The following is a 25,543-nucleotide window of genomic DNA, read 5'->3' as shown; positions in this document are numbered from 1 at the left end:
GTTTTATAGGGATCTGTAGGAGCGAGGCTTGCCCGCGAATGGCCGCGATGCGGTCCACCTGATGCACACAATCACAATAATAAAAAAGATCCGAGGTGTTGCATGTCCGAGCTCTCCGAAGCGCGCATCCCCGACGCACCCGCTATTCAGCGCTTGCCCCTTTTGCAACTGATCCTGGTCGCCACCATCGTGCAATCGTTAGGGGTAGGCCCGACGGGCATCCGCATGCCGGTGATGATGGGCGCCAGTTTCGCCGCCGTCGGTAGCATGGTCGCACTGGCCGGCATGCCGGGCATCGGTCTGCAAGGGATCTTCGGCGCGACCATCGCCGCCGGATTCTTCGGCATGATCATCGCGCCATTCATGTCCAAAGCGCTCAGTGCGCTGTCGCTGAACCTGCTGTTCAACATCCTTGGCGGCGCCGAACGCGCGGCCATCAACGACTGCCACGCCCACCCGCATTGACACACTAAAAGCCATACAACCTATGGGAGCAGCTGCTCCCACAGTGGCCACACCTGCGCCTCAAACAATAAAAACAAGAGGGAGCAACAGATGATTCGGACACAGACAAACATGCTGTTGGGCGGAGGTCTTTTGGCCGCCAGCCAAGTCATGGCCGGCGATTTGCTGCTGTGGCAGACCAACAGCCTGAGCTATTTGTACGGCAAGAATTTCGAGATCAACCCGTCGATCCAGCAGACGGTGACGTTCGAGCACGCCGACAAATGGAAGTACGGCGATAACTTCCTGTTCGTCGACAAGATTTTCTACAACGGCGAAGAAGACCGAAACAAAGGGCCCCACGCCTTCTACGGCGAGTTCAGCCCACGCCTTTCCTTCGGCAAGATCCTCGACCGCCGCTTCGAATACGGCCCGGTCAAGGACGTGCTGCTGGCCATGACTTATGAGTACGGCGAAGGCGACAGCGAGGCCTACCTGATCGGCCCGGGTTTCGACCTCGCGGTGCCCGGCTTCAACTATTTCACCCTGAACTTCTATCGTCGCCAGACCGAAGGCCCGCGCCCCGGCGATGGTGTCTGGCAGATCACGCCGGCCTGGTCCTACAGCATTCCATTGGGCAATTCAGACCTGTTGTTCGACGGCTACCTGGACTGGGTGGTCGACAACGATCAGAACGCCCGCGGCACCTACCACGCCAACCTGCACATCAATCCGCAGCTCAAATATGACCTCGGCAAAGCCCTGGGCTGGGGCCAGAAACAGGTCTACGTCGGCACCGAATACAGCTACTGGAAGAACAAGTACGGGGTCGAAAACAGCTCGAACCTCGACACCCACCAAAACACCGCCAGCCTGCTGGTGAAGGTGCACTTTTAAGATGGCCCGCAACCGTGCTCCAAACCTATCGTCGGTGCGCTGTTGCGGGGCACTTGAGACCTGGCCAAGGAGTCAGTATTCTCCGCGGCCGCCCGAATCTGGACTAAAAAAAAGCCCGGATTTAATTCCTGACCAGAAAGCCAACTTATCCCGGCTCTGGACGGTCCAAGGCACTCCAAAACCTCTCTCACTCGACTGCTCTTGAGCCGCCGAACGGGAGTTTTTGGCTTTTTGAAAGCCTTGGCGCAGCTCTTGCTAATAGCACTGAAGCTGACCGATTGGATGATTTTTAAAGCGACAGGAAAAGGCGCCACACCAGAGCGCAGACCTTAAAAAAATAACGTGGAACCACCTACTTTTTGGGAGCAACCGAATGAAACGTACGTGCACTAGCCTGATGCTGGCGGGATCTTTGCTGGCCGGGGGCCAGGCAATGGCCGGCGACTTGCTGCAATGGCAGAACAACAGTCTGACCTACCTGTATGGCAAGGACTTCCAGGTCAATCCGCGCATTCAGCAGACCGTGACTTTCGAACACGCCGATGGCTGGAAATATGGGGATAACTTCTTCTTCGTCGACAAAATCTTCTACAACGGCGACAAGGATTTCAACGTCGGCCCGAACACCTATTACGGTGAGTTCAGCCCACGAATTTCCCTGGGCAAGGTCCTCGACCAGAAAATCGAATTCGGCCCGGTCAAAGACGTGTTGCTGGCCATGACGTACGAGTTCGGTGAAGGCGATACCGAGTCCTACCTGATCGGTCCTGGTTTCGACCTGGCGATCCCGGGCTTCGACTACTTCCAGCTGAACTTCTATCAGCGCCATACCGAAGGCAGCCGTGCGGGCGACAACGTGTGGCAAATCACCCCGGCCTGGTCCTACACCATCCCGGTCGGCGATTCGAACATCCTGATCGATGGTTTCATGGATTGGGTGGTCGACAACGACTCCAACTCCAAAGGCGACTACCACGCCAACCTGCACTTCAATCCACAGGTCAAATACGACTTGGGCAAGGCGTTGAGCATTGGTGAGAAGCAGTTGTATGTCGGTGTGGAGTACGACTACTGGTCGGACAAGTACGGGATCAAAGACAGCCAGTTCTTCAAGACCGATCAGAGCACCACAAGCTTCCTGGTGAAGCTCCACTTCTGATCGTAAAAGCTTCGCGAGCAGGCTCGCTCCCACAGGTGATCGTCAGCACGACAAAGATCACTGTGGGAGCGAGCCTGCTCGCGAAGGCCGCACCGCCAATCTCAAGCCGAAACCACAGGCTCCGCCAACCCAAGAAACCGACACAACTCATCCCCCTTGGCCAACGCATCCCGCCGCCCCAGATCAATCAATTCGCTGCAATACCCCGCCTCGAACAGCAGATAACTCAGCACCCCCGCCCCGCTCGTCCTGGTCGCCCCCGGACCGCGCAGAAACAGGCGCAGCGCCGCCGGCAACTCCTGCCGATGCCGCGCCGCAATCTCATCGATCGGCTGACTCGGCGAAATCACCAGCACCTCCACGGGCGCCACTCCGAGTGCTCGGGTCGGTGTGCCATCGGGTAGCAGATGACTGAACTGATTGAGTCGCTGCAGCAACTCGATGTCACTTTCCAGGCTGTCAATGAACGTGCTGTTGAGCATGTGCCCGCCGATCTGCGCCAGGCTCGGCTGCTGACCGGTGTAGGCGCGCTGCAGCGGTTGTTCCGGATCGACGCCGCGGGGGTTGCCGCTGACGCCCACCACCAGCACTCGGCTGGCGCCCAGGTGCAGCGCCGGGCTGATCGGCGCCGACTGGCGTACCGCGCCGTCGCCGAAATACTCTTCACCGATTTTCACTGGCGCGAACAGCAGCGGAATCGCTGAACTGGCCAGCAAGTGATCGACGGTCAATTGCGTGGGAACGCCGATTCGCCGATGGCGCAACCAGGCATTGATGGTGCCGCCGCCCTGATAAAAGGTCACCGCCTGACCGGACTCGTAGCCGAACGCGGTCACCGCAACCGCCTGCAACTGCTTCTGTGCAATGGCCTCGGCAATCCCGCTCATCTGCAGTTTGTCGTCGAGCAATCCGCGCAGCGGCGAACTGTTGAGCAAGGCCACCGGCACCTGAGCGCCAATCCCCAGCAAACTGTGGCTGACAAAACGACTGGCCTGATGGATCACGCCCGGCCAATCGCTGCGCAATACCAGATGACTGCGAAAGCCCTGCCAGAAGGCTGTCAGACGTTGAATCGCACCACGAAAATCCATCGCCCCACTGGCGAGACTGACCGCGTTGATCGCGCCGGCCGAGGTGCCGACGATCACCGGAAACGGATTCGCTGCGCCCACCGGCAGCAGCTCGGCAATCGCCGCCAGCACGCCCACCTGATAAGCCGCCCGAGCCCCGCCGCCGGAAAGAATCAACCCTGTAACCGGTTCAGCACGACTCATCGCAACACTCCATGGTGCTTATTGGGATCGGTGGTTCAACCGCGTTTTGCGTAGAACTTGGGTTCGCCCAGTGGGCGGCTCTTGAAGCGGCGATGAGCCCAGAGGTATTGCTCTGGACATTCGCGCAACGCGCCTTCAACCCACTGATTGATGCGGATGCAATCGGCCTCTTCGGTCTCGCCGGGGAAATCCTCGAGCGGTGCATGAATCATCAGTCGATAACCGCTGCCGTCAGCCAGACGTTCCTGAGTGAACGGCACCACCAACGCCTTGCCCAACCGCGCAAACTTGCTGGTGGCGGTGACGGTCGCGGCCTGAATCCCGAACAACGGCACAAAGATACTTTGCTTGGCGCCATAGTCCTGATCCGGTGCGTACCAGATTGCCCGGCCGGCCCGCAGCAGTTTCAGCATGCCACGAACGTCGTCGCGCTCCACCGCCAGCGAGTCGACGTTGTGCCGCTCACGACCCAGGCGCTGGACGTAGTCGAACAACGGATTCTTGTGCTCGCGGTACATGCCATCGATGGTGTGTTGCTGGCCGAGCAACGCCGCGCCGATTTCCAGCGTGGTGAAATGAACGGCCATCAGGATCACGCCTTTGCCGTCGCGCTGGGCCTTTTTCAAATGCTCCAACCCTTCGACATGGGCCAGCTTCGCCAGACGCTCGCGTGACCACCACCAGCTCATCGCCATCTCGAAAAACGCGATGCCCGTGGAGGCGAAGTTTTCCTTGAGCAGGCGCTTGCGCTCGGCAGCGGTTTTTTCAGGGAAACACAGTTCGAGATTGCGCTTGGCAATGCGCCGTCTGTCGCCCGCTACTCGATACATCAATGCACCCAAGGCGCGACCGATCGACAGCAACGCCGGATACGGTAACTGGACAATCAGCCACAACAGCCCCAAGCCACACCACAGCGGCCAGAAACGTGGAGAAAGAAATGCTCTTCGAAAACGCGGGCGATCCATTAAAGGTTCCGGAAAGACAATGGCCGCGCATTCTACATCGTTCGACCCGGCTTGCGGCTCGCGGGCGTTCTCGTTATAAGTCTCGGCACTTTTAGTGACAAGTCGTTGTATGCCGACCATGAGCCAAACCGAACCGCTAGACCAAGATCCCGTGTTCCAGCTGAAGGGCAGCATGCTCGCCATTACGGTGCTGGAACTGGCCCGTAACGACCTCGAGAACCTTGATCGTCAACTGGCCGCCAAGGTTGCACAAGCGCCTAACTTCTTCAGCAACGCGCCACTGGTGCTGGCCCTGGACAAACTTCCGGCCAGCGAAGGCGCAGTTGATCTGCCAGGCCTGATGCGCGTCTGCCGCCAGCACGGCCTGCGCACCCTGGCGATCCGGGCCAGCCGCATTGAAGACATCGCCGCGGCCATCGCGGTCGACCTGCCGGTGCTGCCACCGTCCGGCGCCCGGGAACGTGCGCTTGACCCGCACGAAGGCGTCATTGCGAAAAAAACGGAAAAACCGCCGGAACCGACCATCAAACCAACGAAGATCATCACGTCGCCCGTACGCGGTGGCCAGCAGATTTATGCCCAGGGCTGCGATCTGGTCGTGATCTCGTCGGTCAGTCCGGGGGCGGAACTTCTCGCCGATGGGAACATCCATGTATACGGCCCGATGCGCGGTCGTGTGTTGGCCGGCGTCAAAGGCGACACGAAAGCCAGGATTTTCTGTCAGCAAATGAGCGCTGAACTGGTTTCCATCGCAGGCCACTACAAGGTTTCGGAGGATCTGCGTCGCGACCCTATGTGGGGCGCGGGCGTACAGATCAGCCTGTCTGGCGATGTGTTGAACATCATTCGGCTTTAACGGATACTGCCGCATTTTCCAAACATCTCTAAAACGTAGCGAAAACGGCTCAAACGAAGTAGGAAAAAGGCCATAGGCAGTGTTTACCCGAGGTAAGCGCCGTTTTGGGCCGGATTCCAGCCAAGGCTGTCCGACTGCAGTAGTTTTTCTAGAGATGTTTTTCAGGGGCTAAATGTCCTTTTTCCTTAGGGGTGAAACACCTTGGCCAAGATTCTCGTGGTTACATCCGGCAAGGGTGGTGTGGGTAAGACCACCACCAGTGCTGCTATCGGTACCGGCCTCGCACTGCGCGGCCACAAAACAGTCATCGTCGACTTCGACGTCGGTCTGCGTAACCTCGACCTGATCATGGGTTGCGAGCGCCGCGTAGTGTATGACTTCGTCAACGTGGTGAACGGCGAAGCCAACCTGCAACAAGCCCTGATCAAAGACAAACGCCTGGAAAACCTCTACGTACTGGCCGCCAGTCAGACCCGCGATAAAGACGCGCTGACTGTGGAAGGCGTGGAAAAAGTGTTGATGGCGCTGAAAGAAGACTTCGAATTCGTGGTCTGCGATTCCCCGGCCGGCATCGAGAAAGGCGCCCACCTGGCCATGTACTTCGCTGATGAAGCGATCGTCGTGACCAACCCGGAAGTGTCCTCGGTACGTGACTCGGACCGCATGCTCGGCCTGCTGGCCAGCAAGTCCCGCCGCGCCGAAAAGGGCGAAGACCCGATCAAGGAGCACTTGCTGCTGACCCGCTACAACCCGCAACGGGTCAGTGACGGCGAAATGCTCGGCGTCGAAGACGTCAAAGAGATTCTGGCCGTCACCTTGCTGGGTGTCATTCCGGAATCCCAAGCGGTACTCAAAGCTTCCAACTCGGGCGTGCCGGTCATTCTCGACGACCAAAGCGATGCCGGTCAGGCATACAGCGATGCGGTCGATCGACTGCTGGGCAAAACCGTGGAGCATCGTTTTCTCGATGTAACGAAGAAGGGATTCTTCGAGCGCCTGTTTGGAGGTAGATAATGAATCTTTTTGACTTCTTTCGTGCCAGCAAAAAGGTCAGCACCGCGTCGGTAGCGAAAGAGCGTCTACAGATCATCGTGGCGCACGAACGCGGCCAACGCAGTACACCGGACTACCTGCCAGCCCTGCAGAAGGAATTGGTCGAGGTGATCCGCAAGTACGTCAATATCGGGTCCGATGACGTGCACGTCGCTCTGGAAAACCAGGGCAGCTGCTCGATTCTGGAACTCAATATCACCCTGCCTGACCGCTAGTCGATCAGACAGGAGCCACGGCGGCTCAGACCTCCTGGCACTTCGTAGGAGCGAAGCTTGCTCGCGAAGCAGGCAACTCGGTGTATTTGATAGATCGAGGTGATGCGTTCGCGAGCAAGCTTCGCTCCTACAGGGTGTGGGGGCCTGAGCCGCCGTTGGCGTTTGTTACGAGGCTGTTTTAATGCCGTTGTCCAACATCCGCATCATCCATCAGGACGCCGCCGTACTGGTGGTGAACAAACCGACCCTGCTGCTCTCCGTCCCTGGCCGGGCCGATGACAACAAGGACTGCCTGATTACCCGCCTGCAAGAAAACGGCTACCCGGAAGCGCGAATCGTCCATCGTCTGGATTGGGAAACCTCCGGCATTATTCTGTTGGCCCGTGACCCGGACACGCATCGCGAGCTGTCTCGGCAATTTCATGACCGCGAAACCGAAAAGGCCTACACCGCCCTGTGCTGGGGCCAGCCGGAACTGGACAGTGGCAGCATCGATCTGCCCTTGCGCTACGACCCGCCAACCAAGCCACGCCATGTGGTGGACCATGAATTCGGCAAACATGCCCTGACCTTCTGGCGCGTATTGGAGCGTTGCGGCGATTGGTGTCGTGTCGAATTGACGCCGATCACCGGCCGATCTCATCAGTTGCGCGTGCACATGCTCTCCATCGGTCACCCGCTGCTGGGTGACGGGCTCTACGCCCACGAGCAAGCATTAGCGGCCTGGCCACGACTGTGCCTGCACGCAAGCATGCTGAGCTTTACTCACCCGCAAAGCGGCGAACGCTTGCGCTTCGAGTGTCCGGCTCCGTTTTAAGGGCAATCACGGTCAAAAAATGTGGGAGCGAGCAGGCTCGCTCCCACAAGTTCTGTGCCGCCGCACTTTGCGCTTTCAATACGTTAAACTTGCGCCATTGCTGTCTGGAGCTACTTATGCGCGAAGAGTTGAACCAAGGCCTGATCGATTTCCTCAAGGCCTCCCCTACCCCATTCCATGCCACCGCCAGCCTTGTTCAGCGCCTGGAAACGGCGGGCTATCAACGCCTCGACGAGCGCGAGCCATGGACCACCGAAGCCAACGGTCGCTACTACGTCACCCGTAACGACTCTTCGATCGTCGCGTTCAAGATGGGCCGTCATTCGCCCCTGCATGGCGGCATTCGCCTGGTCGGCGCCCACACCGACAGCCCGTGCCTGCGGGTCAAACCCCAGCCGGAATTGCAACGCCAGGGTTTCTGGCAGCTGGGCGTCGAAGTCTATGGCGGCGCACTGTTGGCGCCATGGTTCGACCGCGACTTGTCCCTGGCCGGCCGTGTGACCTTCCGTCGTGATGGCAAGGTCGAGAGCCAGTTGATCGACTTCAAGGCGCCGATCGCCACCATCCCGAACCTGGCCATTCACCTCAACCGTGAAGCCAACATGGGCTGGGCGATCAATGCCCAGACCGAACTGCCGCCGATCCTCGCGCAATTTGCCGGTGACGAGCGTGTGGACTTCCGTGCCGTGCTGACCGATCAACTCGCCCGCGAACACGGCTTGAACGCCGACGTAGTGCTCGACTATGAGCTGAGCTTCTACGACACCCAAAGTGCTGCGGTCATCGGCCTGCATGGCGATTTTATCGCTGGCGCACGCCTGGACAATTTGCTGTCGTGTTATGCCGGCCTGCAAGCCTTGCTGACCACCGAAACCGACGAAACCTGTGTATTGGTCTGCAACGACCACGAAGAAGTCGGCTCCTGTTCAGCCTGCGGTGCCGACGGCCCGATGCTCGAGCAAACGTTGCGTCGTTTGTTGCCCGAAGGCGATGAGTTCGTACGGACCATTCAGAAATCCCTGCTGGTCTCGGCCGACAACGCCCACGGCGTTCATCCCAACTACGCCGACAAGCACGATGCCAACCACGGCCCGAAACTCAACGCTGGCCCGGTGATCAAGGTCAACAGCAACCAGCGCTACGCCACCACCAGCGAAACCGCCGGGTTCTTCCGCCATCTGTGCATGGCCGAAGAAGTGCCGGTGCAGAGCTTCGTGGTGCGCAGCGACATGGGCTGTGGCTCGACCATCGGCCCGATCACCGCCAGCCACCTGGGCGTGCGCACCGTGGACATCGGCCTGCCGACATTCGCCATGCACTCGATCCGCGAGCTGTGCGGCAGCCATGATCTGGCGCACCTGGTCAAAGTGTTGAGCGCGTTTTACGCCTGCCGCGAGTTGCCGTAACCCGTGTAGGAGCATGGCTTGCCAGCGATGGCGATCTTAAGGACGCCTTCGCTGGCAAGCCATGCTCCTACAGGTGTTCACCACCGTTCACCAAAAGCCACCTAGACTTTAACTACCCCTTCCGACAAGGCAGTCGCTCATGATCTCGATGTCTTCGTTTCACACCATGCTGATCCCGATTCTCGCCGGGATGATTATGCTGGCAACCGGTTTCAATTTCCGCGACAAGAACGCCGGCGTGTTCGCGATGTGGATCGGCATGTTGATGATCCTCGCCACCGTGGTCTTCAAGATCCTCGCCAAACTCAACGAATAAATCCTCACCCCTGCTCGCATTGATTTTGACGGGCTCGTACACTCGATCGATCCGCTTATCTCGTCTTTTTGCCCTGCCGTGTTTCGTCCTTGTCTGCCTCATGACGCTGCTGAATCGCTACCAATCATTTTTGCCATCGCCATGATCCCGATGGTTTGGAGCTTGCTCGCCGCCGCGCTGATCTGGGTCGGCCACCGAGTGCGGATGCGATTTGGCCTGACCGAAGGCGACACCACGCATGAGCGTGCAAGTGATCACCGCGGGCGGCAGCCAAGTGACGGATTAAATCTGTAGCAGCTGCTACATACAGAGCGTTTTTGGATGCGCAAAAAAATCCCCGAACCAGTCGGGGATTTTTTATGTTCGATCAATCAGCCCGAGAGCGGATCAATCTTCGCGATAGCGACGCAGCTTCAACTGCTTACCAGCAACGCGAGTGTCCTTCAGCTTGGTCAGCAGACGCTCCAGACCATCTTCCGGCAGCTCAACGAGGCTGAAGCTGTCACGCACCTGGATGCGACCGATTGCTTCGCGAGCCAGACCACCCTCATTGAGGATAGCGCCCAGCAGGTTCTTGGCAGCGATACCATCACGCGCACCCAGCGCGGTACGGCAACGAGCACGACCTTCGGCCAATGGAACCGGAGCACGACGCTCGCGATCACCACGGTCCGGACGATCACCGGTACGCTCTGGACGATCGCCACGTGGTGCGTTGTTCGGCACCAGTGGACGTTCTTTCTCGATCGCGGCCAGGGTCAGCGCCTGAGCGTTGGTCGCCTTGCGCAGCAGAGCAGCGGCCAGTGCACGCGGGGTGCAACCGATGTCGGCAGTCAGGCGATCCAGCAGATCACCGTGAGTCGATTCGGCATCAGCCACCAGCGGCGACAGGCTGTTGGTCAGTTTCTTGATGCGGGCATCGAGAACGGCCTGAGCGTCCGGCAGGCGAACTTCGGCAACTTTCTGACCGGTTACACGCTCGATCACTTGCAGCATGCGGCGCTCACGTGGAGTTACCAGCAGCAGTGCACGACCTTCGCGACCGGCACGGCCAGTACGGCCGATACGGTGAACGTAGGACTCTGGGTCGTACGGCATGTCAACGTTGAACACGTGAGTGATACGCGGAACGTCCAGACCACGAGCAGCAACGTCGGTCGCCACAACGATGTCCAGACGGCCATCCTTGAGGGATTCGATCACGCGCTCACGTTGGTTCTGAGCAATGTCACCGTTCAGCGCAGCGGCTTTGTAGCCTTTGGCTTCCAGGGCACTGGCCAGGTCCAGGGTCGCTTGCTTGGTGCGCACGAACATGATCAGGGCATCGAAGTCTTCAACTTCCAGCAGGCTCAATACAGCCGAGGTCTTCTGGTCAGCGTGAACCAACAGGTGAGCCTGTTCGATCGCGGTAACGGTCTGAGTCTTGGTCTGGATCTTCACGTGTTGCGGATCGCGCAGATGGCGTTCGGCAATGGCACGGATCGACTGCGGCAAGGTAGCCGAAAACAATACGGTCTGACGGGTTGGAGGCAAGGCCTTGAAGATCACTTCGAGGTCGTCCATGAAACCCAGTTTGAGCATTTCGTCCGCTTCGTCGAGAACCAGGTGGTTCACGGTCGACAGGACTTTTTCGTCACGACGCAGGTGGTCGCACAGACGGCCCGGAGTGGCGACAACGATCTGTGCGCCATTACGGATTGCTTTCAGTTGTGGACCCATAGGGGCGCCGCCGTAAACGGCCACAACGGTAACGCCCGGCATTTGCTTGGCGTAGGTTTCGAAAGCGGTTGCTACTTGCAGCGCCAACTCACGGGTTGGCGCCAGGATCAGGGCTTGCGGCTCGCGCTTAGCAGGATCGATGCGATGCAGGATAGGCAGGGCGAACGCAGCGGTTTTACCCGTACCGGTTTGCGCCTGACCAATCATGTCGTGCCCGGCCATGATGATCGGGATCGATTGATGCTGAATAGCCGAAGGCTCTTCGTAGCCAGTCGCGATGACGGCTGCAAGAATATTCGGATTAAGATTAAAAGCGGCGAAGCCGCCGGTTTCCTGGGTCATGGGTCTGCCTCTAAGTGCATCCGCAAAGACCCATGCTCCAAAGCTGCGCATGCCGTGTAAGACTCAAGAGTCGCCCTGGCTGCTTTGTCGGCGGGGATTTGCGAAAACGAATGAATGAAAAAGATTCGTCAAGGGAGAGTCCGCTGTGCGGACGTGCAGCCGAAGCTGACTTCGGGAAATTGCGCTACCTAAACGCGGCCCGGTTAAAGGCCGGCGCGCACTATACCGGAATTAGCCCAAAAAGGGAGCTTTATTTGTCGGAAAACTGCCACGTACAGCGTTCTGTCACACGCTTTGCGGATCATCGTGCAACGGTCTATTTTGCAAAGGCCCAGCCCTGCTGGCGATCGCGCTAAAACGGTTCACCCTTGTGACGCAGACCTGCGGTCTCACGTAACCCTTCCCGCCCGAGGAAATGCACCATGAATCAGCCCTGCTCCAGTCGTGTGAGCCGTGAACGGCACGGTCATGTCCTGATGATTGGCCTGGATCGGGTGGCCAAATGCAACGCCTTCGACCTCGATCTGATCAACGAACTGAGCCTGGCCTATGGCGAGTTCGAGGCCGACAGCGAGGCGCGGGTGGCGGTGGTGTTCGGCCATGGTGAGCATTTCACCGCAGGGCTTGATCTGGTCAGTGCCAGCGCGGCCCTGGCTGAAGGCTGGCGAGCACCGCCCGGCGGCTGCGATCCGTGGGGAGTATTCGCTGGCCCCAGAGTGAGCAAACCGGTGATTGTCGCCGCGCAAGGCTACTGCCTGACCATCGGTATCGAATTGATGCTGGCCGCTGATATCAACCTGTGCGCCAGCAACACCCGCTTCGCCCAGAAAGAAGTGCAACGGGGGCTTTTCCCGTTCGGCGGCGCCACGTTGCGCCTGCATCAGGTCGCTGGCTGGGGCAACGCCATGCGCTGGCTGCTGACCGGCGATGAGTTCGATGCCCATGAAGCGCTGCACCTGGGATTGGTCCAGGAAGTCATGGCCAGCGAGGATTTGCTGCCACGGGCGATTGAGTTGGCTGAGCGGATTGCCCGACAGGCGCCGCTTGCGGTTCAGGCGACGTTGATGTCTGCGAGGCAGGCACGTTATGAAGGGGAAACAGCCGCGGCGCAGGGGTTACCGCCGCTGGTGAGGAAGTTGTTGGCCAGTGAGGATGCCAAGGAAGGCGTGCGGTCGATGATCGAGAAGCGACCGGGGGTCTTCAAAGGTTGCTGACAAGCCGGCTTTTGTGGCGAGGGAGCTTGCTCCCGCTGGGCTGCGGAGCGGCCCCAAAAATCCTGGTAATCAATGGAGATTTTGTGAGTGCTGCGCACTTGAGCGGGAGCAAGCTCCCTCGCCACAGTTATCTCACCAACACTTATGTCGCCGGGCGAATCGCCTTGATCAACGACTGCAACGAATACCCCAAACGCGGTGCCAGCCCTTCGGCCCGGGCGTTCAAGCCATCCATGTCCAGTTCCTGATCCAGCTCCGAAGGCACAATCAGAATCACATTGCCCTCCTTCACCGGCAGTTCCCAGTAGTGCCGGTGATAGAGCCCGCGAAACAACGCCGCGCCCAACGGTTTGCCATCGTCGGTGGCCCACTGGTTGATCACCAGCCAGCCACCCGGATTCAGGCGATTCTGACAGTTTTCCAGGAAATTCCAGGCCAGATGCCCGACACCCGGCCCGACATCGGTATAGAGATCGACGAAAATCAGATCCGCCGGCTCAGCGGTATCGAGCAACTCCAGCGCATCGCCCACCCGGATATACAGCCGCGGATCGTCATCCAGCCCAAGGTATTCAATGGCCAGGCGCGGCACGTCGGGCCGCAGTTCGATGGCTTCGACGTCTTCCAGCGGCAGAAACTTGAGGCAGGCCTGGGTCAGGGTGCCGGCACCGAGACCGAGGAACAGCGCGCTTTCCGGCTGTTCGTGGCACAACGCGCCAATCAGCATCGCCCGGGTGTAATCGTATTCAAGCCAGCTCGGATCAGCCGTGAACACGCAGCTCTGCTCGATGGCATCACCGAACTCGAGAAAGCGGTAATCGGCCACTTCCAGCACGCGAATCACGCCGAACTCATCCTGCACCTCGGCGAGCAGATGCTCGACGCGCTCCTCAGTCATTTCGTCTCCTGATCGTTACCGGGCCCCGGCAAACGCAATAAAACTGCTGGTATACAGCTGCAAAGGCGCGATTGTCCGCGAAGCGACGGGAACAGGTCACGCACTAATTGCTGATAACATGACCGTCCGAGCGTAAAACACTAGAGACCGTGATGAGCCAACCCTGGAGCCCTGACAGCTGGCGCGCCCTGCCGATCCAGCAACAACCCCACTACCCCGACGCAGCGCATTTGCTGCACGTCGAGCAAACGCTGGCCAGTTATCCGCCGCTGGTGTTTGCCGGTGAAGCCCGGGAGTTGCGCCGTCAGTTTGCCGAAGTGACCCAGGGCCGCGCGTTTCTGTTGCAGGGCGGCGACTGCGCTGAAAGCTTCGCCGAGTTCTCCGCCGCGAAAATCCGCGACACCTTTAAAGTCCTGCTGCAAATGGCGATCGTCATGACCTTCGCCGCCGGTTGCCCGGTGGTCAAGGTCGGGCGCATGGCCGGGCAGTTCGCCAAGCCCCGTTCAGCCAACGACGAAACCATCGACGGCGTAACCCTGCCGGCCTACCGTGGCGACATCGTCAACGGCATCGGTTTCGATGAAAAAAGCCGCGTGCCGGACCCGGAGCGCTTGCTCCAGTCCTACCACCAGTCCACCGCGACCCTGAACCTGCTGCGCGCCTTCGCCCAGGGCGGTTTCGCCGACCTGCATCAGGTGCACAAGTGGAACCTGGATTTCATCGCCAACTCGGCGCTGGCCGAGAAGTACAGCCACCTCGCCGATCGCATCGATGAAACCCTGGCGTTCATGCGCGCCTGCGGTATGGACAGCTCGCCGCAACTGCGCGAAACCAGTTTCTTCACCGCCCACGAAGCGCTGCTGCTGAACTACGAAGAAGCCTTCGTGCGCCGCGACAGCCTGACCAACGATTACTACGATTGCTCAGCGCACATGCTGTGGATCGGCGACCGCACCCGTCAGCTCGACGGCGCTCACGTCGAGTTCCTGCGCGGTGTGAACAACCCGATCGGGGTCAAAGTCGGCCCGAGCATGAACCCCGAAGACCTGATTCGCCTGATCGATGTACTTAACCCGGACAACGATCCGGGTCGCTTGAACCTGATTGCGCGGATGGGCGCAAACAAGGTTGGCGATCATTTGCCGGCGTTGATCCGCGCGGTGCAGCGTGAAGGCAAGCAGGTGCTCTGGAGTTCCGACCCGATGCACGGCAACACCATCAAGGCCAGCAGCGGCTACAAGACCCGCGACTTCGCGCAAATTCTTGGAGAGGTGAAGCAGTTCTTTCAGGTTCACGAAGCGGAAGGCACTTATGCCGGCGGCATCCACATCGAGATGACCGGGCAGAACGTCACCGAGTGCATTGGTGGCGCGCGGCCGATTACCGAAGACGGGTTGTCGGACCGGTATCACACCCATTGCGATCCGCGGATGAATGCCGATCAGTCGCTGGAATTGGCGTTTTTGATTGCTGAAACCCTGAAACAAGTCCGGCGCTAAATCGCAGCGCCCCCTTCGCGAGCAAGCCCGCTCCCACACAACTCGGTCAACTGTGGGAGCGAGCTTGCTCGCGAAGGCGTCAGCTCAGTCACCGCCAATACTGGCCAATGCCACCCGCAACCGCGCCGCACTCGTCCGCGGACAATTCAACTGAACCCGTTCAAGCCCCAGCCAATCCGCCATCTGCCGCAGATTAACCGCCAACGCCAGCATCCCCTCGTCATCCAGCCCCGGTTCTTCCTCATGCACAGCGTGCACCGCCAGTCTGCCCAACGCCCGCTCGGCGCGCAGGTCTACCCGCGCGGCAATCCGTTCATTATGCAAAAACGGCAACACGTAATAGCCATAGACCCGCTTGTCCTGCGGCGTATAAATCTCCAGCCGATAACGAAAATCGAACAGGCGCTCAGTGCGGCTGCGCTCCCAGATCAACGAATCAAACGGTGAAAGCAGCGCACTCGCTTCGACCTTGCGCGGCACTTTCGGCTCCGGCAGGCAATAAGCCGGTTGCCGCCAGCCCTGGACTTCACAGCACAGCAATTCACCCGCCTCCACCAGTTCCGCCAAGCGCGGACGGGCATCACCGGGACTCAGTCGAAAATAATCGCGCAGGTCCTTTTCAGTCGCCACACCCAAGGCATTCGCGGCATGTCGCAACAGACCTCGCTGGGCCTCAGCTTCCGAGAGCAACGGTTGCTGAAGTATCGCCGAAGGAATCACCCGCTCCGGCAGATCATAAAGCCGTTCGAACCCACGCCGCCCGGCCACGGTCACTTCACCGGCGGCGAACAACCACTCCAGCGCATGCTTTTCCGCGCTCCAGTCCCACCAGGGCCCTGCCCGCTCCTGACGGGTCGACAGGCTTCCGGCACCCAGCGCGCCCAGCGCCTGAACCGAGGCCAGCACCCGACGAATCGTGTCCTGCTGCTCACGACCGAAACATGCCAATTGCTGGTAAATATCTTCGCCACGGGTCGCGCGCAGCATGCGCCAGCGCATCAACGGGTACATCGACAAGGGCAGCAACGAGGCTTCATGCCCCCAATATTCGAAAAGCGTGCGCCGCCGGCCCGAACTCCAGGCAGCCTGGTCGAGCAAGTCGGAGGAGTAATTACCAAGGCGAGAAAACAAGGGAAGGTAGTGCGATCGCACCAACGCATTGACCGAATCGATCTGCAGAATACCCAACCGTTCAATGAGACGATTGAGCTGAACCGGTTTGATCGCCGCCGGCGGCTGGCGCCCGTTGAACCCTTGGGCAGCCAGCGCCAGACGCCGAGCCTGTTTGATGGAAAAGGACACTGTTGCGGGCATGAGCATCTCCTTGTCTGCTCGCAACCTACCTCACCGGGAGACGGTTTGTGTAGTTGTGCTTTACTCATTTGTGCATCGGGTCATCCCAGAATGGGCGGATGGTTTCGTGCTCGACATCCGCACGACTTAGCCCGATGTCCTTCAACGCTTCATCACTCATACCCGCCAACATTTCACGTTCACGGTGCAATTCGTACCAGCGGTTAACTTTGTGCAGCAAATCGGATATCAGGTGGATGGAGTGTTTTTCTACGTCTGCATAACCTTTTTGACCTTTCATCTTGTTGCCCTCCGTTTGGGATGGCTCAAGTGTCGCGCCGGGGCTAAGATCAATCCAACGAATGTTTCTGATGTAACACATCTCGGAGATTGATGAATGTCCGCCTACCCTAGTATCGACACCGAAGTGCTGCGCACCTTTGTCGCCATCGCCGACCAGGGGGGCTTTACCCGTGCCGGCGAGTTGGTCAACCGCACTCAATCCGCCGTGAGCATGCAGATGAAGCGGTTGGAAGAGGACGTGTTGCAACGTCAGTTATTCCAGCGAGACGGGCGGCAGGTGCGGCTGACGGCTGAGGGGCAGGTGTTGCTCGGCTATGCCCGGCGCATCCTCAAGCTGCACAGTGAGGTGTTCAATACGCTGCGCGAGCCGCACATGGTCGGCATGGTGCGCATTGGCACGCCGGACGATTACGTCATGCGTTTTTTGCCGGGGATTCTGCGGCGATTTGCGCAGTCGTATCCGCTGATCCAGATCGAGGTGCACTGCGAATCATCAAAACAATTGCTGCTGCGCCAGGACCTGGACTTGTCCATCGTCACCCGCGAGCCGGGCAACGAAATCGGCCAGTTACTGCGCAAAGAGCGCTTTGTCTGGGCCGAGGCGCAATGTTTCAGCGCCCACGAGCAAACGCCACTGCCGCTGGCGATGTTCAACAGCGATTGCTTCTGCCGCCTATGGGCCTGCAATGCGCTGGATGCCATGGGTCGCGATTACCGCGTGGCGTACAACAGCGACAGCCTGTCGGCCATCATGGCGGTGGTCAGCGCCGGTCTGGCGGTGACCGCGCAACTGGAAAGCCTGGTCACCCCGGACATGCGCATTCTCGGTGAAGCCGAAGACCTGCCGATCCTGCCGGAAGCCAGCATCATGCTGGTGCGCAACCTGCACAACCCGTCGCCGATCACCGAGTGCCTGGCCGAACACATCGTCGAAGGTTTCAAACTTTAAGGGCGAGCATCACCGCGCAGAGCACCAGGAAACCGCAGAACAGTCCGCGCAGCAGCCGCTCCGGCAGTGCGTGAGCGATCCTCACGCCCCAGCTGATGCTCATCAGACCACCGACCGCCAAGGGCAGGCCGATCATCCAGTCCACCTGATGGTGCACCGCGTAAGTCACCAGCGTGACACCCGTGCTCGGCAACGCCAGCGCCAGCGACAAACCCTGCGCGACTACCTGACTGGTGCCGAACAGACTGGTCAGCACCGGCGTTGCCACCACCGCCCCGCCCACGCCAAATAACCCGCCCATGGTGCCGGAGGCGGCGCCGAGTACGCCCAGCCATGGCCATGAATAATTCATCTGCGCAGACGCCGGCGCATTGGCGCAGAACATTCGCACCAGGTTGTAGGCCGACAGGGCAATCAGGAACGCGACAAATCCGACGCGCATGGTTTGCGCATCTATGCCCACCGCCCAGATCGAGCCGATCCAGGCGAAACAGAAACCCATCGAAGCTAATGGCAGCGCATGGCGCAATTCAATGCGATTACGCTGGTGATAACGCCACAGCGCCAGCATCACGTTGGGCACCACCATTACCAGCGCCGTGCCTTGGGCAACCTGCTGATCGAGGCCGAACAACACGCCCAGCAGCGGGATCGCGATCAGACCACCGCCAATGCCGAATAACCCGCCGAGGGTTCCCAGGGCGGCGCCAAAGACCAGATACATCAAAAATTCAATCACAGGCGCTTTTCCCCTTACGTCAGGCTACTCATCCTACGCAGTCGGCGATGGTGGGGAAACGCACAGCAACGCACAATGGCTGTGCCAACTTCGCATAAGCGCTGACAATACATGAACCCCAATCAATTGACCGAACAACTGGGTCTATTCCTCGACGTGCTGGAAACCGGTAGTTTTTTCCGCCGCGTCCCGCCGCCACCCGCTGACGCCTTCGGCAGTGGCGCGGCGCATTGATAGCCTGGAAAACGCCGTCGGCAGCCAATTATTTATTCGCAGCACCCACGCAGTGCGCGCAACCCCGGCAGGTCTGGCTTTTGCCGAACGCGCACGGCGTATCGTGGCTGAACTGCGGCTGGCTCGGGCTGAGGCGGTATCCTTGAGCAGCGCACCGGAAGGCTTGATTCGGATCGATGCACCGGCAGCGTTCGGGCGGCGACATCTGGCGCCGGTGATTGCCGATTTTCTGATGCTCTACCCAGGCCTCGACGTGCAACTGCACCTCATCGACAGTTTCGTCGACATGCAGGGTTTGAATCTGGGTAAGGTCGATCTGGTGCTGCGCGCCGGGCAAATGGCCGATACCCGGCTGGTGGCCACGCCGCTGGCGAGTATGGTGCGCATTGCCTGCGCCAGCCCCGAGTATTTGCAAGGGCGTGGCGTGCCGACCGATCCGGCGCAGCTGATTGAGCACGACGGCCTCGACTGGGAGGGTCTGGCCCCACCGTTCGCTTGGCGTTTCGAGCGGGATGGGCAGATGCACTTGCACCGCCCCGCGCGCATCCGCATGAGCGCCAACAATGCCGAGGCGCTGGTCTGCGGCGCATTGGCCGGGCTGGGTATTGCGCACTTGCCGACCTGGCTGGCCAGCGAATACTTGCTGCGCGGCGAGTTGCTGCCACTGTTTTGCGAAAACGGCCTGCCACCGCCGGAGACCACCGGCATTTACGCGCTGCGCTTGGAGCAACAACCCAATTCCCGCAGTCGCTTGTTACTGGAATACCTGAAAACCCGCTTCAGCCCGATCCCGCCGTGGGATCTGGCGCTGCAAACCAACCTGGACAAGCACTAGCCCAGAATTGTCTAGCGCAGTAAAGATTCGCCCGCTAAATTCATGAGATCACTGATCAAGGCTTCGAAATGACCACCAAGCGCAACACCCCGGATAACTGCGACGACCTGCTGCTGGACAATCAGGCCTGCTTCGCCTTGCATTCCACCTCGCTGCTGATGACCAAGGTCTATAAGCCCCTGTTGCAAGCGCTGGGCCTGACCTATCCGCAATACCTGGCGATGATGGTGTTGTGGGAACAGGACGGTTTGACCGTAGGCGAAATCAGCACGCGACTGCTGACCGATCCCGGTTCACTGACGCCACTGCTCAAACGCCTGGAGGTCGAAGGCTTGCTCAGCCGTACCCGCAGCCGTGAGGACGAGCGGGTGGTGATTGTCGAGCTGACTGAACAGGGCCGCGCCTTGCGGGACAAGGCGCGGGGCGTTCCCCAGTGCATCCTCGGCGCTAGCGGTATGACGCTGGAGCGCCTGCAGAAACTGCAAGCGGAGCTGCAAGTGCTGCGCAGCAATCTGCAAGACAGCCTTTAGGGAATTAACTGCTAGAGCGCGTTATCGTTCTTCGCGGGCAAGCCTCGCTCCTACAATTTCTCTCGCAAATCCTGTGGGAGCGAGGCTTGCCCGCGAAGGCGCCCTCAAAGTCGCAAAAAAATTTCCGCATCAACATCCTGCAGCAACAGCTCTAACTCAACCCTTTCGCCATTCCGTGCTCACGCCCTTTCAGGTCTTCGCCAAACTTTTTTTACCATTTATCTTGCGCGCTAAATATTCGCGAACTAAATTAACCACGCATGTACTTAGCGCGCAAATATTTAGCGCAAAACCAACAATCCCGAACGAGGCTCACACCATGCAAACTCTCTACACCGCCATCGCCACGTCCACCGGTGGCCGTGACGGTCGTGCGGTTTCCAGCGACAACATCCTCGACGTCAAACTCGCCACGCCCAAAGAACTCGGTGGTGCAGGTGGCGCAGCGACCAACCCTGAGCAACTGTTCGCAGCCGGTTACTCCGCCTGCTTCATCGGCGCGCTGAAATTCGTTGCCAGCCAGACCAAACGCAAAATCCCGGACGACGCCTCGATCACCGCTCAGGTTGGCATCGGCCAGATCCCTGGTGGTTTCGGTCTGGACATCGACCTGCACGTCAGCTTGCCGGGGCTTGAACACGCCGAAGCGCAAAGCCTGGTCGACGCTGCCCACCAGGTCTGCCCGTACTCCAACGCCACCCGTGGCAACGTCGATGTGCGCCTGCACGTTACCGTCTAACCGCTGATTCCCAGGCCCGAACCAGGAAACGAACATGAGCTCTTTCAGTAAAGTCTTGACCGGTACCCTTCTCGCCCGATGTCAGCGAGAGGACCATTCAAGTCGACGGCCAACCGCTCAATTTGACCATCGTCCGACCGGCCGGGGTCAAAGGCCCGCTGCCAGTGTTCATGTTCTTCCATGGCGGTGGCTGGGTGCTGGGGGATTTCCCAACCCACGAACGTCTGGTTCGGGACTTGGTAACGGGATCGGGGGCGGCGGCAGTGTTCGTCAACTACACACCGTCGCCAGAAGCGCATTACCCGGTAGCGATCAACCAGGCGTACGCCGCGACCCAGTGGGTGGCCGAGCACGGTAAAGAGATCAACGTCGACGGCAAACGTCTGGCCGTGGCCGGTAACAGTGTCGGTGGCAACATGGCGGCAGTGGTTGCGCTGATGGCCAAAGACAAGGGCACGCCGGCAATCAAGTTCCAGGTGCTGCTGTGGCCGGTGACTGACGCCAGTTTCGAGACGGCGTCCTACAAGCAGTTTGCCGAGGGGCACTTCCTCACCAAAAACATGATGAAGTGGTTCTGGGACAACTACACCACCGACGCCAGGCAGCGTAACGAGATCTACGCCTCGCCGCTGCGGGCGAGCACCGCGCAACTCAAGGGCCTGCCACCTGCCCTGGTGCAGACCGCCGGCGCCGACGTGTTGCGCGATGAAGGTGAAGCCTACGCCCGCAAACTCGACGAGGCTGGGGTGCCGGTCACTGCAGTTCGCTACAACGGCATGATCCACGACTATGGTTTGCTCAATGTAGTGAGCCAGGTGCCTGCGGTGCGTTCGGCGATGTTGCAAGCGTGCGAAGAACTCAAGCAACACCTCAAGTAAGCGGTAAATGTCAGACACAAAAAAGCCCGACTCAATGGTCGGGCTTTTTCATTCCTGAAGCGGTGCTTATTTAGCACGGCCTTTGTAGGAACCGCCTTCGCGGGTATCGATCTCGATCTTGTCACCGATTTCGATGAAGTCAGCAACTTGCAGCTCAGTACCGTTGCTCAACTTGGCAGGCTTCATCACCTTGCCGGAAGTGTCGCCGCGAGCCGAACCTTCGGTGTAGTCAACTACGCGCACGATGGTGGTTGGCAGTTCTACGGAAACCAGACGCTCTTCGAAGAAGATCGCTTCGCAAACATCGGTCATGCCTTCTTCAACGAAAGGCAGAACGGCTTCGATGTCTTCAGCGTTCAGCTCGTACATGGTGTAGTCGGTGGTGTCCATGAACGTGTAGGTGTCGCCGCTGATGAAGGACAGGGTCGCTTCTTTGCGGTCGAGGATTACGTCGTCCAATTTGTCGTCGGCGCTGTAAACGATCTCGGTCTTGTAACCGGTCAGCAGGTTTTTCAGCTTGGTCTTCATGATCGCGCTGTTACGACCAGACTTGGTGAATTCAGCTTTCTGAACCAGCCAAGGATCGTTTTCGAGACGGATCACGGTACCGGGTTTCAGTTCTTTACCAGTTTTCATTGCGAATATCCGAATTTGGATGGGATTTACAAAAATCTAGGCCGCGTATCATATCCAATTTACATAAAACTGTACCAGCGCTGCGGCAAGATCATCCTGCAAGGCTTGTTCCAGACACCACGCTTCGGCGTGTTTTTGCAGTTCTGGCCAGTGTTTGCGGGTCGCCAGCCAGTGGTCGGACATTGTCTCACCGGCATTCCACGAATGCCAAAGACCGCTGATTGCCTCTCTGGCAGGCTCCGACAGTTCTTTTGTGTACAGCGCGAGGAAGGCCTCGAGCTTGTCCAGATGGATGTCTTCGTCCTGCTGATAGATGTGCCAGAGCAGCGGCCGGCCCGCCCATTGGGCGCGGACAAAGGAATCTTCACCGCGCACGGCGTTGAAATCGCAGCACCACAGCAACAGGTCATACTGGTCCTGTCGGACGAATGGCAGCACTTGCACGGTCAAGGCATCGCGCGCATGCACGGCGCCGGCCACCAAACCGTCCACACCGAGCCAACGCTCGACATCTCCAAGAATCCGACCTTCGGGCACCAGCAGATGAGTGGGCGTCGAGTCGGCAGCCATTGCATCAAACCAACTGGCCAGCCCTTTATTTTCGTAGGCAAACAGCGAGACCAGCTGCGCACCTTGGGCGCGATCAATCCCTAAACCTTGCAGGAATTCTCGCTGAGCCTCGGGGTTCTGCTGAAACTGCTGACGACGCTCAAGCAATCCGCTTTCACGCAACAAGCCGCCCGTGCCCTTCTGGAACCCCGGGAAGAAAAAGAATTTTTGTACGCTTTTGTACTTCACCGACGGCAAACGGTGGCAGCCGACGATCCAGTCCTCGGCACTCAGATAGTCGAGATTCATCCATAGCGGCGGTTTTTCCCGCTCGGCCATGGCGTCCATGTAAGCGCCCGGCAATTGGCAGGCGAACGCGGCGATCACTACATCCGCAGCGTCAGTGGGCTGCCAGTCGGCCGTCCACTGACGCACTTCGACGCCCTGCTGCCATTGCTGTGAGGCGTTGATGTCGATGTCCGGGCACAACCGCTCGAAGGCCCGCAGATCATCGACCCACAAGCGCACCGTCACCGAATGTTCGGCCACCAGCTGTCGGGCCAGACGCCAGGTCACGCCGATGTCGCCAAAGTTGTCGACCACCGTGCAGAAAATATCCCAGCGGGCTTTCATTTCAGGCATTCCAGGCTCCCGTTGGCAAAGGCGCCGATTGTCCTCATAAATTACCCCGTGCAGAAGAGCCGACGGCGATTAATCTTCATGCGACAATCGCCACTCGCCCGCGACCACCCGCCAGGAGGCAGCCATGCCCTACCACCCAAACCCGCGCCGCCCGTTGCCGATCCAGCTCAGCGCCTTGCAACTGACCGGCAGCATTGCCCTGGGTTTGTGGCTGGGGTTTATCGCAATCGCGCTGACGTGCTGGCTCGCCTCTCGCCTACTGTTCAACGAGCCATTGGCGCCCGTGGCTGAGGCTTTACAACAACTGGCCAAACCGCCGGTGGTGGTGCAACCGGTGCCGGATAGTCCTCCGCAGAGCCCGTTGTTCGAACAATACGAAGAAAACCTGCGCAAAAACGAACAGCAGCAAAGGCTGGATCAGGCGCGCAGCGGTAACCGCAACCTATCGAACCCCAAATGCCAGTTCTGGTTGCAACAGGACCAGACTGCACCGAGCGAAAAAAGCCGCGCCAACGTCCAGCAATTCTGCGATTGATCATGAACCTGACCATGCACAAGCCTACCGTCCACCAACTGATTCTCGACAAGCTGCGGATCGATCTCGACATCGCCGAGCGTGCCGCACAAACCGCTTACGAAACCGCGACCCACGAAGAAAATATCGCCGAGAACAAATACGACACGCTGGGTCTGGAAGCGTCATACCTCGCGGCCGGACAGGCGAAGCGGGTCGAGGAGATCCGTCATTCACTGACGCTTTGCCAGAACCTGACGTTGCGCCCGTATGACGATCAGCGCGGTATCGAAATCGGCGCCCTGCTCGGTCTCGAAGACGAAAAGGGACGTGAACAATGGCTGTTCCTGGCCCCCGATGCGGCGGGTTTGAAGGTCGATCTGGTGGGGCAATGGATTACCGTCATCACCCCCCGCTCGCCGCTGGGCAAAAGCCTGCTGGGCAAGTTCGAAGGGGACGAGGTGGAGATTCTGGTGGCGGGCGCTCGGCAACAGTTTGCTGTTACCGAGGTGGTATAGAAAGGGAGATTAATGGACCGGCAGTTCGACGCCGTCGAACAGCTCTTCCAATTCCTGCTTGTTGTGGCACTGGATGGCCTTGGCCATGATTTCGCGGGTCAGGTGCGGGGCGAACTTCTCGATGAAGTCGCACATGAAGCCACGCAGGAAGGTGCCGCGCCGGAAACCGATTTTAGTAATGCTGGATTCGAACAAATCGCTGGCATCAAGCATGACCAGGTCGCTATCGAGCTTGGCATCGACCGCCATTTTCGCCACGATGCCCACGCCCAGGCCCAGGCGAACGTAAGTCTTGATCACGTCGGCATCGGCGGCGGTAAACACCACTTTCGGTGTCAGGCCGCGATGGCTGAACGCTTCATCGAGTTTCGAACGGCCGGTAAAACCAAACACATAAGTTACGATCGGGTATTCGGCCAGCGCTTCGAGGGTCAACTTCGACAGCTTGGTCAGCGGGTGGCCCTGAGGCACGACCACGCAGCGGTTCCAGCGATAACACGGCATCATCACCAGATCACCGAACAGCTCCAGCGCTTCGGTGGCAATGGCAAAATCCACGGTGCCATCAGCGGCCATTTCGGCGATCTGCATCGGCGAACCCTGGTGCATGTGCAGGGCAACGTCCGGGTATTGCTTGATGAAATTGCTGATCACCGGTGGCAATGCATAGCGCGCCTGGGTGTGCGTGGTGGCGATCGACAGGGTGCCTTTCTTCTCGTTGGAGAATTCCTGGGCAATCTGCTTGATGCTTTCAACCTTGCGCAGGATCTCACCGGCAGTGGTGATGATGCGCTCGCCGGCCGGGGTGACGCGGGTCAGGTGCTTGCCGCTACGGGCGAATACCTCGACCCCCAGTTCGTCTTCCAGCAGGCGGATCTGCTTACTGATGCCCGGTTGCGACGTGTAAAGGCTTTGGGCTGTCGCGGAAACGTTGAGGTCGTGGTGCGCCACTTCCCAGATGTAGCGCAATTGTTGAAGCTTCATATGAATCCCTCAAAGCAGGTAGACGCCACGGGCATCAGCGACGGGATATAACTATATTAATGGTTTGAAGAATAAATCTAGAACTTTTTATCAAACTGCCACTATTCGTGTTCTGGTGTCCTG

At 59.1% G+C, this 25,543-nt stretch carries 25 protein-coding genes and 3 pseudogenes; 18 read left to right on the top strand and 10 right to left on the bottom strand.

Annotation, left to right across the window (positions count from 1 at the left end):
• Positions 1 to 102: 102 nt before the first annotated feature.
• The 3 genes and pseudogenes from ACYZTR_RS10610 to ACYZTR_RS10600 form a co-directional block, all read left to right on the top strand.
• Positions 103 to 372 (top strand): annotated as a pseudogene (locus tag ACYZTR_RS10610) (solute carrier family 23 protein); the annotation flags it as partial.
• A 183-nt stretch (positions 373 to 555) separates the two neighbouring features.
• Positions 556 to 1,341: an outer membrane protein OmpK gene (locus ACYZTR_RS10605; protein WP_461978634.1), complete on the top strand. Its 786-nt coding sequence runs from the start codon at positions 556 to 558 to the stop codon at positions 1,339 to 1,341.
• Positions 1,342 to 1,714: 373 nt separating this feature from the next.
• Positions 1,715 to 2,500: an outer membrane protein OmpK gene (locus ACYZTR_RS10600; RefSeq protein ID WP_461978632.1), complete on the top strand. Its 786-nt coding sequence runs from the start codon at positions 1,715 to 1,717 to the stop codon at positions 2,498 to 2,500.
• Between the two features lie 101 nt (positions 2,501 to 2,601).
• Here the strand turns inward: ACYZTR_RS10600 and ACYZTR_RS10595 are convergent, their stop codons facing one another.
• Positions 2,602 to 3,774, bottom strand: a complete 1,173-nt coding sequence (locus tag ACYZTR_RS10595) for a patatin-like phospholipase family protein (RefSeq protein ID WP_461978630.1) — start codon at positions 3,772 to 3,774, stop codon at positions 2,602 to 2,604.
• A gap of 35 nt (positions 3,775 to 3,809) precedes the next feature.
• A complete protein-coding gene (locus ACYZTR_RS10590; RefSeq protein ID WP_461978628.1) occupies positions 3,810 to 4,742 on the bottom strand; it encodes a lipid A biosynthesis lauroyl acyltransferase in 933 nt (310 codons plus the stop codon).
• 118 nt (positions 4,743 to 4,860) lie between these two features.
• Here ACYZTR_RS10590 and minC point away from each other — a divergent pair, with 118 nt between their 5' ends.
• The 6 genes from minC (at position 4,861) to ACYZTR_RS10560 (ending at position 9,405) form a co-directional block, all read left to right on the top strand.
• Positions 4,861 to 5,598 carry a septum site-determining protein MinC gene (gene minC / locus ACYZTR_RS10585; protein WP_461978626.1) on the top strand — a complete coding sequence of 246 codons (738 nt, stop codon included), beginning with the start codon at positions 4,861 to 4,863 and terminating at the stop codon, positions 5,596 to 5,598.
• A 201-nt stretch (positions 5,599 to 5,799) separates the two neighbouring features.
• Positions 5,800 to 6,612, top strand: coding sequence for a septum site-determining protein MinD (gene minD, locus ACYZTR_RS10580; protein WP_461978624.1), 813 nt, complete (start codon positions 5,800 to 5,802; stop codon positions 6,610 to 6,612).
• Positions 6,612 to 6,866: a cell division topological specificity factor MinE gene (minE, locus tag ACYZTR_RS10575; protein WP_007898843.1), complete on the top strand. Its 255-nt coding sequence runs from the start codon at positions 6,612 to 6,614 to the stop codon at positions 6,864 to 6,866. Before minD ends, minE begins: the two co-directional genes overlap by 1 nt.
• A gap of 181 nt (positions 6,867 to 7,047) precedes the next feature.
• The gene (locus ACYZTR_RS10570) at positions 7,048 to 7,683 is read left to right on the top strand and encodes an RluA family pseudouridine synthase (RefSeq protein WP_008146175.1); all 636 of its coding nucleotides are present in this window, start codon (positions 7,048 to 7,050) and stop codon (positions 7,681 to 7,683) included.
• 116 nt (positions 7,684 to 7,799) lie between these two features.
• On the top strand, positions 7,800 to 9,089 hold the full coding sequence (locus ACYZTR_RS10565; protein WP_461978622.1) for a M18 family aminopeptidase: 1,290 nt from the start codon (positions 7,800 to 7,802) through the stop codon (positions 9,087 to 9,089).
• Between the two features lie 139 nt (positions 9,090 to 9,228).
• Positions 9,229 to 9,405: a hypothetical protein gene (locus ACYZTR_RS10560; protein ID WP_461978620.1), complete on the top strand. Its 177-nt coding sequence runs from the start codon at positions 9,229 to 9,231 to the stop codon at positions 9,403 to 9,405.
• Between the two features lie 387 nt (positions 9,406 to 9,792).
• Here ACYZTR_RS10560 and ACYZTR_RS10555 read toward each other — a convergent pair whose 3' ends face one another.
• The gene (locus ACYZTR_RS10555; RefSeq protein WP_129436966.1) at positions 9,793 to 11,466 is read right to left on the bottom strand and encodes a DEAD/DEAH box helicase; all 1,674 of its coding nucleotides are present in this window, start codon (positions 11,464 to 11,466) and stop codon (positions 9,793 to 9,795) included.
• A 422-nt stretch (positions 11,467 to 11,888) separates the two neighbouring features.
• Here ACYZTR_RS10555 and ACYZTR_RS10550 point away from each other — a divergent pair, with 422 nt between their 5' ends.
• Positions 11,889 to 12,680, top strand: coding sequence for a crotonase/enoyl-CoA hydratase family protein (locus tag ACYZTR_RS10550; protein ID WP_461978619.1), 792 nt, complete (start codon positions 11,889 to 11,891; stop codon positions 12,678 to 12,680).
• A gap of 142 nt (positions 12,681 to 12,822) precedes the next feature.
• Here ACYZTR_RS10550 and ACYZTR_RS10545 read toward each other — a convergent pair whose 3' ends face one another.
• Positions 12,823 to 13,578: a spermidine synthase gene (locus tag ACYZTR_RS10545; protein ID WP_461978617.1), complete on the bottom strand. Its 756-nt coding sequence runs from the start codon at positions 13,576 to 13,578 to the stop codon at positions 12,823 to 12,825.
• A 152-nt stretch (positions 13,579 to 13,730) separates the two neighbouring features.
• Here ACYZTR_RS10545 and ACYZTR_RS10540 point away from each other — a divergent pair, with 152 nt between their 5' ends.
• Positions 13,731 to 15,077: a class II 3-deoxy-7-phosphoheptulonate synthase gene (locus tag ACYZTR_RS10540; RefSeq protein WP_461954042.1), complete on the top strand. Its 1,347-nt coding sequence runs from the start codon at positions 13,731 to 13,733 to the stop codon at positions 15,075 to 15,077.
• A gap of 84 nt (positions 15,078 to 15,161) precedes the next feature.
• On the opposite strand, the gene ACYZTR_RS10535 is transcribed toward ACYZTR_RS10540, so the two are convergent.
• Both ACYZTR_RS10535 and ACYZTR_RS10530 read right to left on the bottom strand, forming a co-directional pair.
• On the bottom strand, positions 15,162 to 16,391 hold the full coding sequence (locus tag ACYZTR_RS10535; RefSeq protein ID WP_461978615.1) for a winged helix-turn-helix domain-containing protein: 1,230 nt from the start codon (positions 16,389 to 16,391) through the stop codon (positions 15,162 to 15,164).
• Between the two features lie 64 nt (positions 16,392 to 16,455).
• On the bottom strand, positions 16,456 to 16,671 hold the full coding sequence (locus tag ACYZTR_RS10530) for a DUF1127 domain-containing protein (protein WP_461978613.1): 216 nt from the start codon (positions 16,669 to 16,671) through the stop codon (positions 16,456 to 16,458).
• Between the two features lie 96 nt (positions 16,672 to 16,767).
• On the opposite strand from ACYZTR_RS10530, the gene ACYZTR_RS10525 reads away from it, so the two are divergent.
• Positions 16,768 to 17,622, top strand: coding sequence for a LysR substrate-binding domain-containing protein (locus tag ACYZTR_RS10525; RefSeq protein ID WP_461978611.1), 855 nt, complete (start codon positions 16,768 to 16,770; stop codon positions 17,620 to 17,622).
• Here the strand turns inward: ACYZTR_RS10525 and ACYZTR_RS10520 are convergent.
• Positions 17,612 to 18,361, bottom strand: a complete 750-nt coding sequence (locus tag ACYZTR_RS10520; protein WP_461978609.1) for a sulfite exporter TauE/SafE family protein — start codon at positions 18,359 to 18,361, stop codon at positions 17,612 to 17,614. The two genes, ACYZTR_RS10525 and ACYZTR_RS10520, sit on opposite strands and share 11 nt — an antisense overlap.
• Before the next feature lie 111 nt (positions 18,362 to 18,472).
• On the opposite strand from ACYZTR_RS10520, the pseudogene ACYZTR_RS10515 reads away from it, so the two are divergent.
• The 4 genes and pseudogenes from ACYZTR_RS10515 to ACYZTR_RS10500 form a co-directional block, all read left to right on the top strand.
• Positions 18,473 to 19,430, top strand: a pseudogene (locus tag ACYZTR_RS10515) (LysR family transcriptional regulator).
• A gap of 68 nt (positions 19,431 to 19,498) precedes the next feature.
• Positions 19,499 to 19,960, top strand: coding sequence for a MarR family winged helix-turn-helix transcriptional regulator (locus ACYZTR_RS10510; RefSeq protein ID WP_461978607.1), 462 nt, complete (start codon positions 19,499 to 19,501; stop codon positions 19,958 to 19,960).
• Positions 19,961 to 20,279: 319 nt separating this feature from the next.
• A complete protein-coding gene (locus ACYZTR_RS10505) occupies positions 20,280 to 20,699 on the top strand; it encodes an organic hydroperoxide resistance protein (protein WP_461978605.1) in 420 nt (139 codons plus the stop codon).
• Positions 20,700 to 20,776: 77 nt separating this feature from the next.
• Positions 20,777 to 21,577 (top strand): annotated as a pseudogene (locus tag ACYZTR_RS10500) (alpha/beta hydrolase); the annotation flags it as partial.
• A gap of 66 nt (positions 21,578 to 21,643) precedes the next feature.
• On the opposite strand, the gene ACYZTR_RS10495 reads toward ACYZTR_RS10500, so the two are convergent.
• Positions 21,644 to 22,213: an elongation factor P gene (locus tag ACYZTR_RS10495; protein ID WP_028619992.1), complete on the bottom strand. Its 570-nt coding sequence runs from the start codon at positions 22,211 to 22,213 to the stop codon at positions 21,644 to 21,646.
• Positions 22,214 to 22,261: 48 nt separating this feature from the next.
• On the bottom strand, positions 22,262 to 23,404 hold the full coding sequence (gene earP, locus ACYZTR_RS10490) for an elongation factor P maturation arginine rhamnosyltransferase EarP (protein ID WP_461978603.1): 1,143 nt from the start codon (positions 23,402 to 23,404) through the stop codon (positions 22,262 to 22,264).
• A gap of 124 nt (positions 23,405 to 23,528) precedes the next feature.
• Here earP and ACYZTR_RS10485 point away from each other — a divergent pair, with 124 nt between their 5' ends.
• Positions 23,529 to 23,939 (top strand): hypothetical protein, encoded by a 411-nt coding sequence (locus ACYZTR_RS10485; protein WP_461978601.1) that lies wholly within the window; start codon positions 23,529 to 23,531, stop codon positions 23,937 to 23,939.
• Between the two features lie 14 nt (positions 23,940 to 23,953).
• Positions 23,954 to 24,436 carry a GreA/GreB family elongation factor gene (locus tag ACYZTR_RS10480; protein ID WP_461978599.1) on the top strand — a complete coding sequence of 161 codons (483 nt, stop codon included), beginning with the start codon at positions 23,954 to 23,956 and terminating at the stop codon, positions 24,434 to 24,436.
• 9 nt (positions 24,437 to 24,445) lie between these two features.
• Here ACYZTR_RS10480 and cysB read toward each other — a convergent pair whose 3' ends face one another.
• A complete protein-coding gene (gene cysB, locus ACYZTR_RS10475) occupies positions 24,446 to 25,420 on the bottom strand; it encodes an HTH-type transcriptional regulator CysB (RefSeq protein WP_247292775.1) in 975 nt (324 codons plus the stop codon).
• Between the last annotated feature and the right edge of the window lie 123 nt (positions 25,421 to 25,543).

The organism is Pseudomonas sp. Hz4, assembly GCF_054898165.1.
The sequence above is the reverse complement of the archived record's forward strand: the minus strand, read 5'-3'. Positions and strand labels throughout refer to the sequence as shown.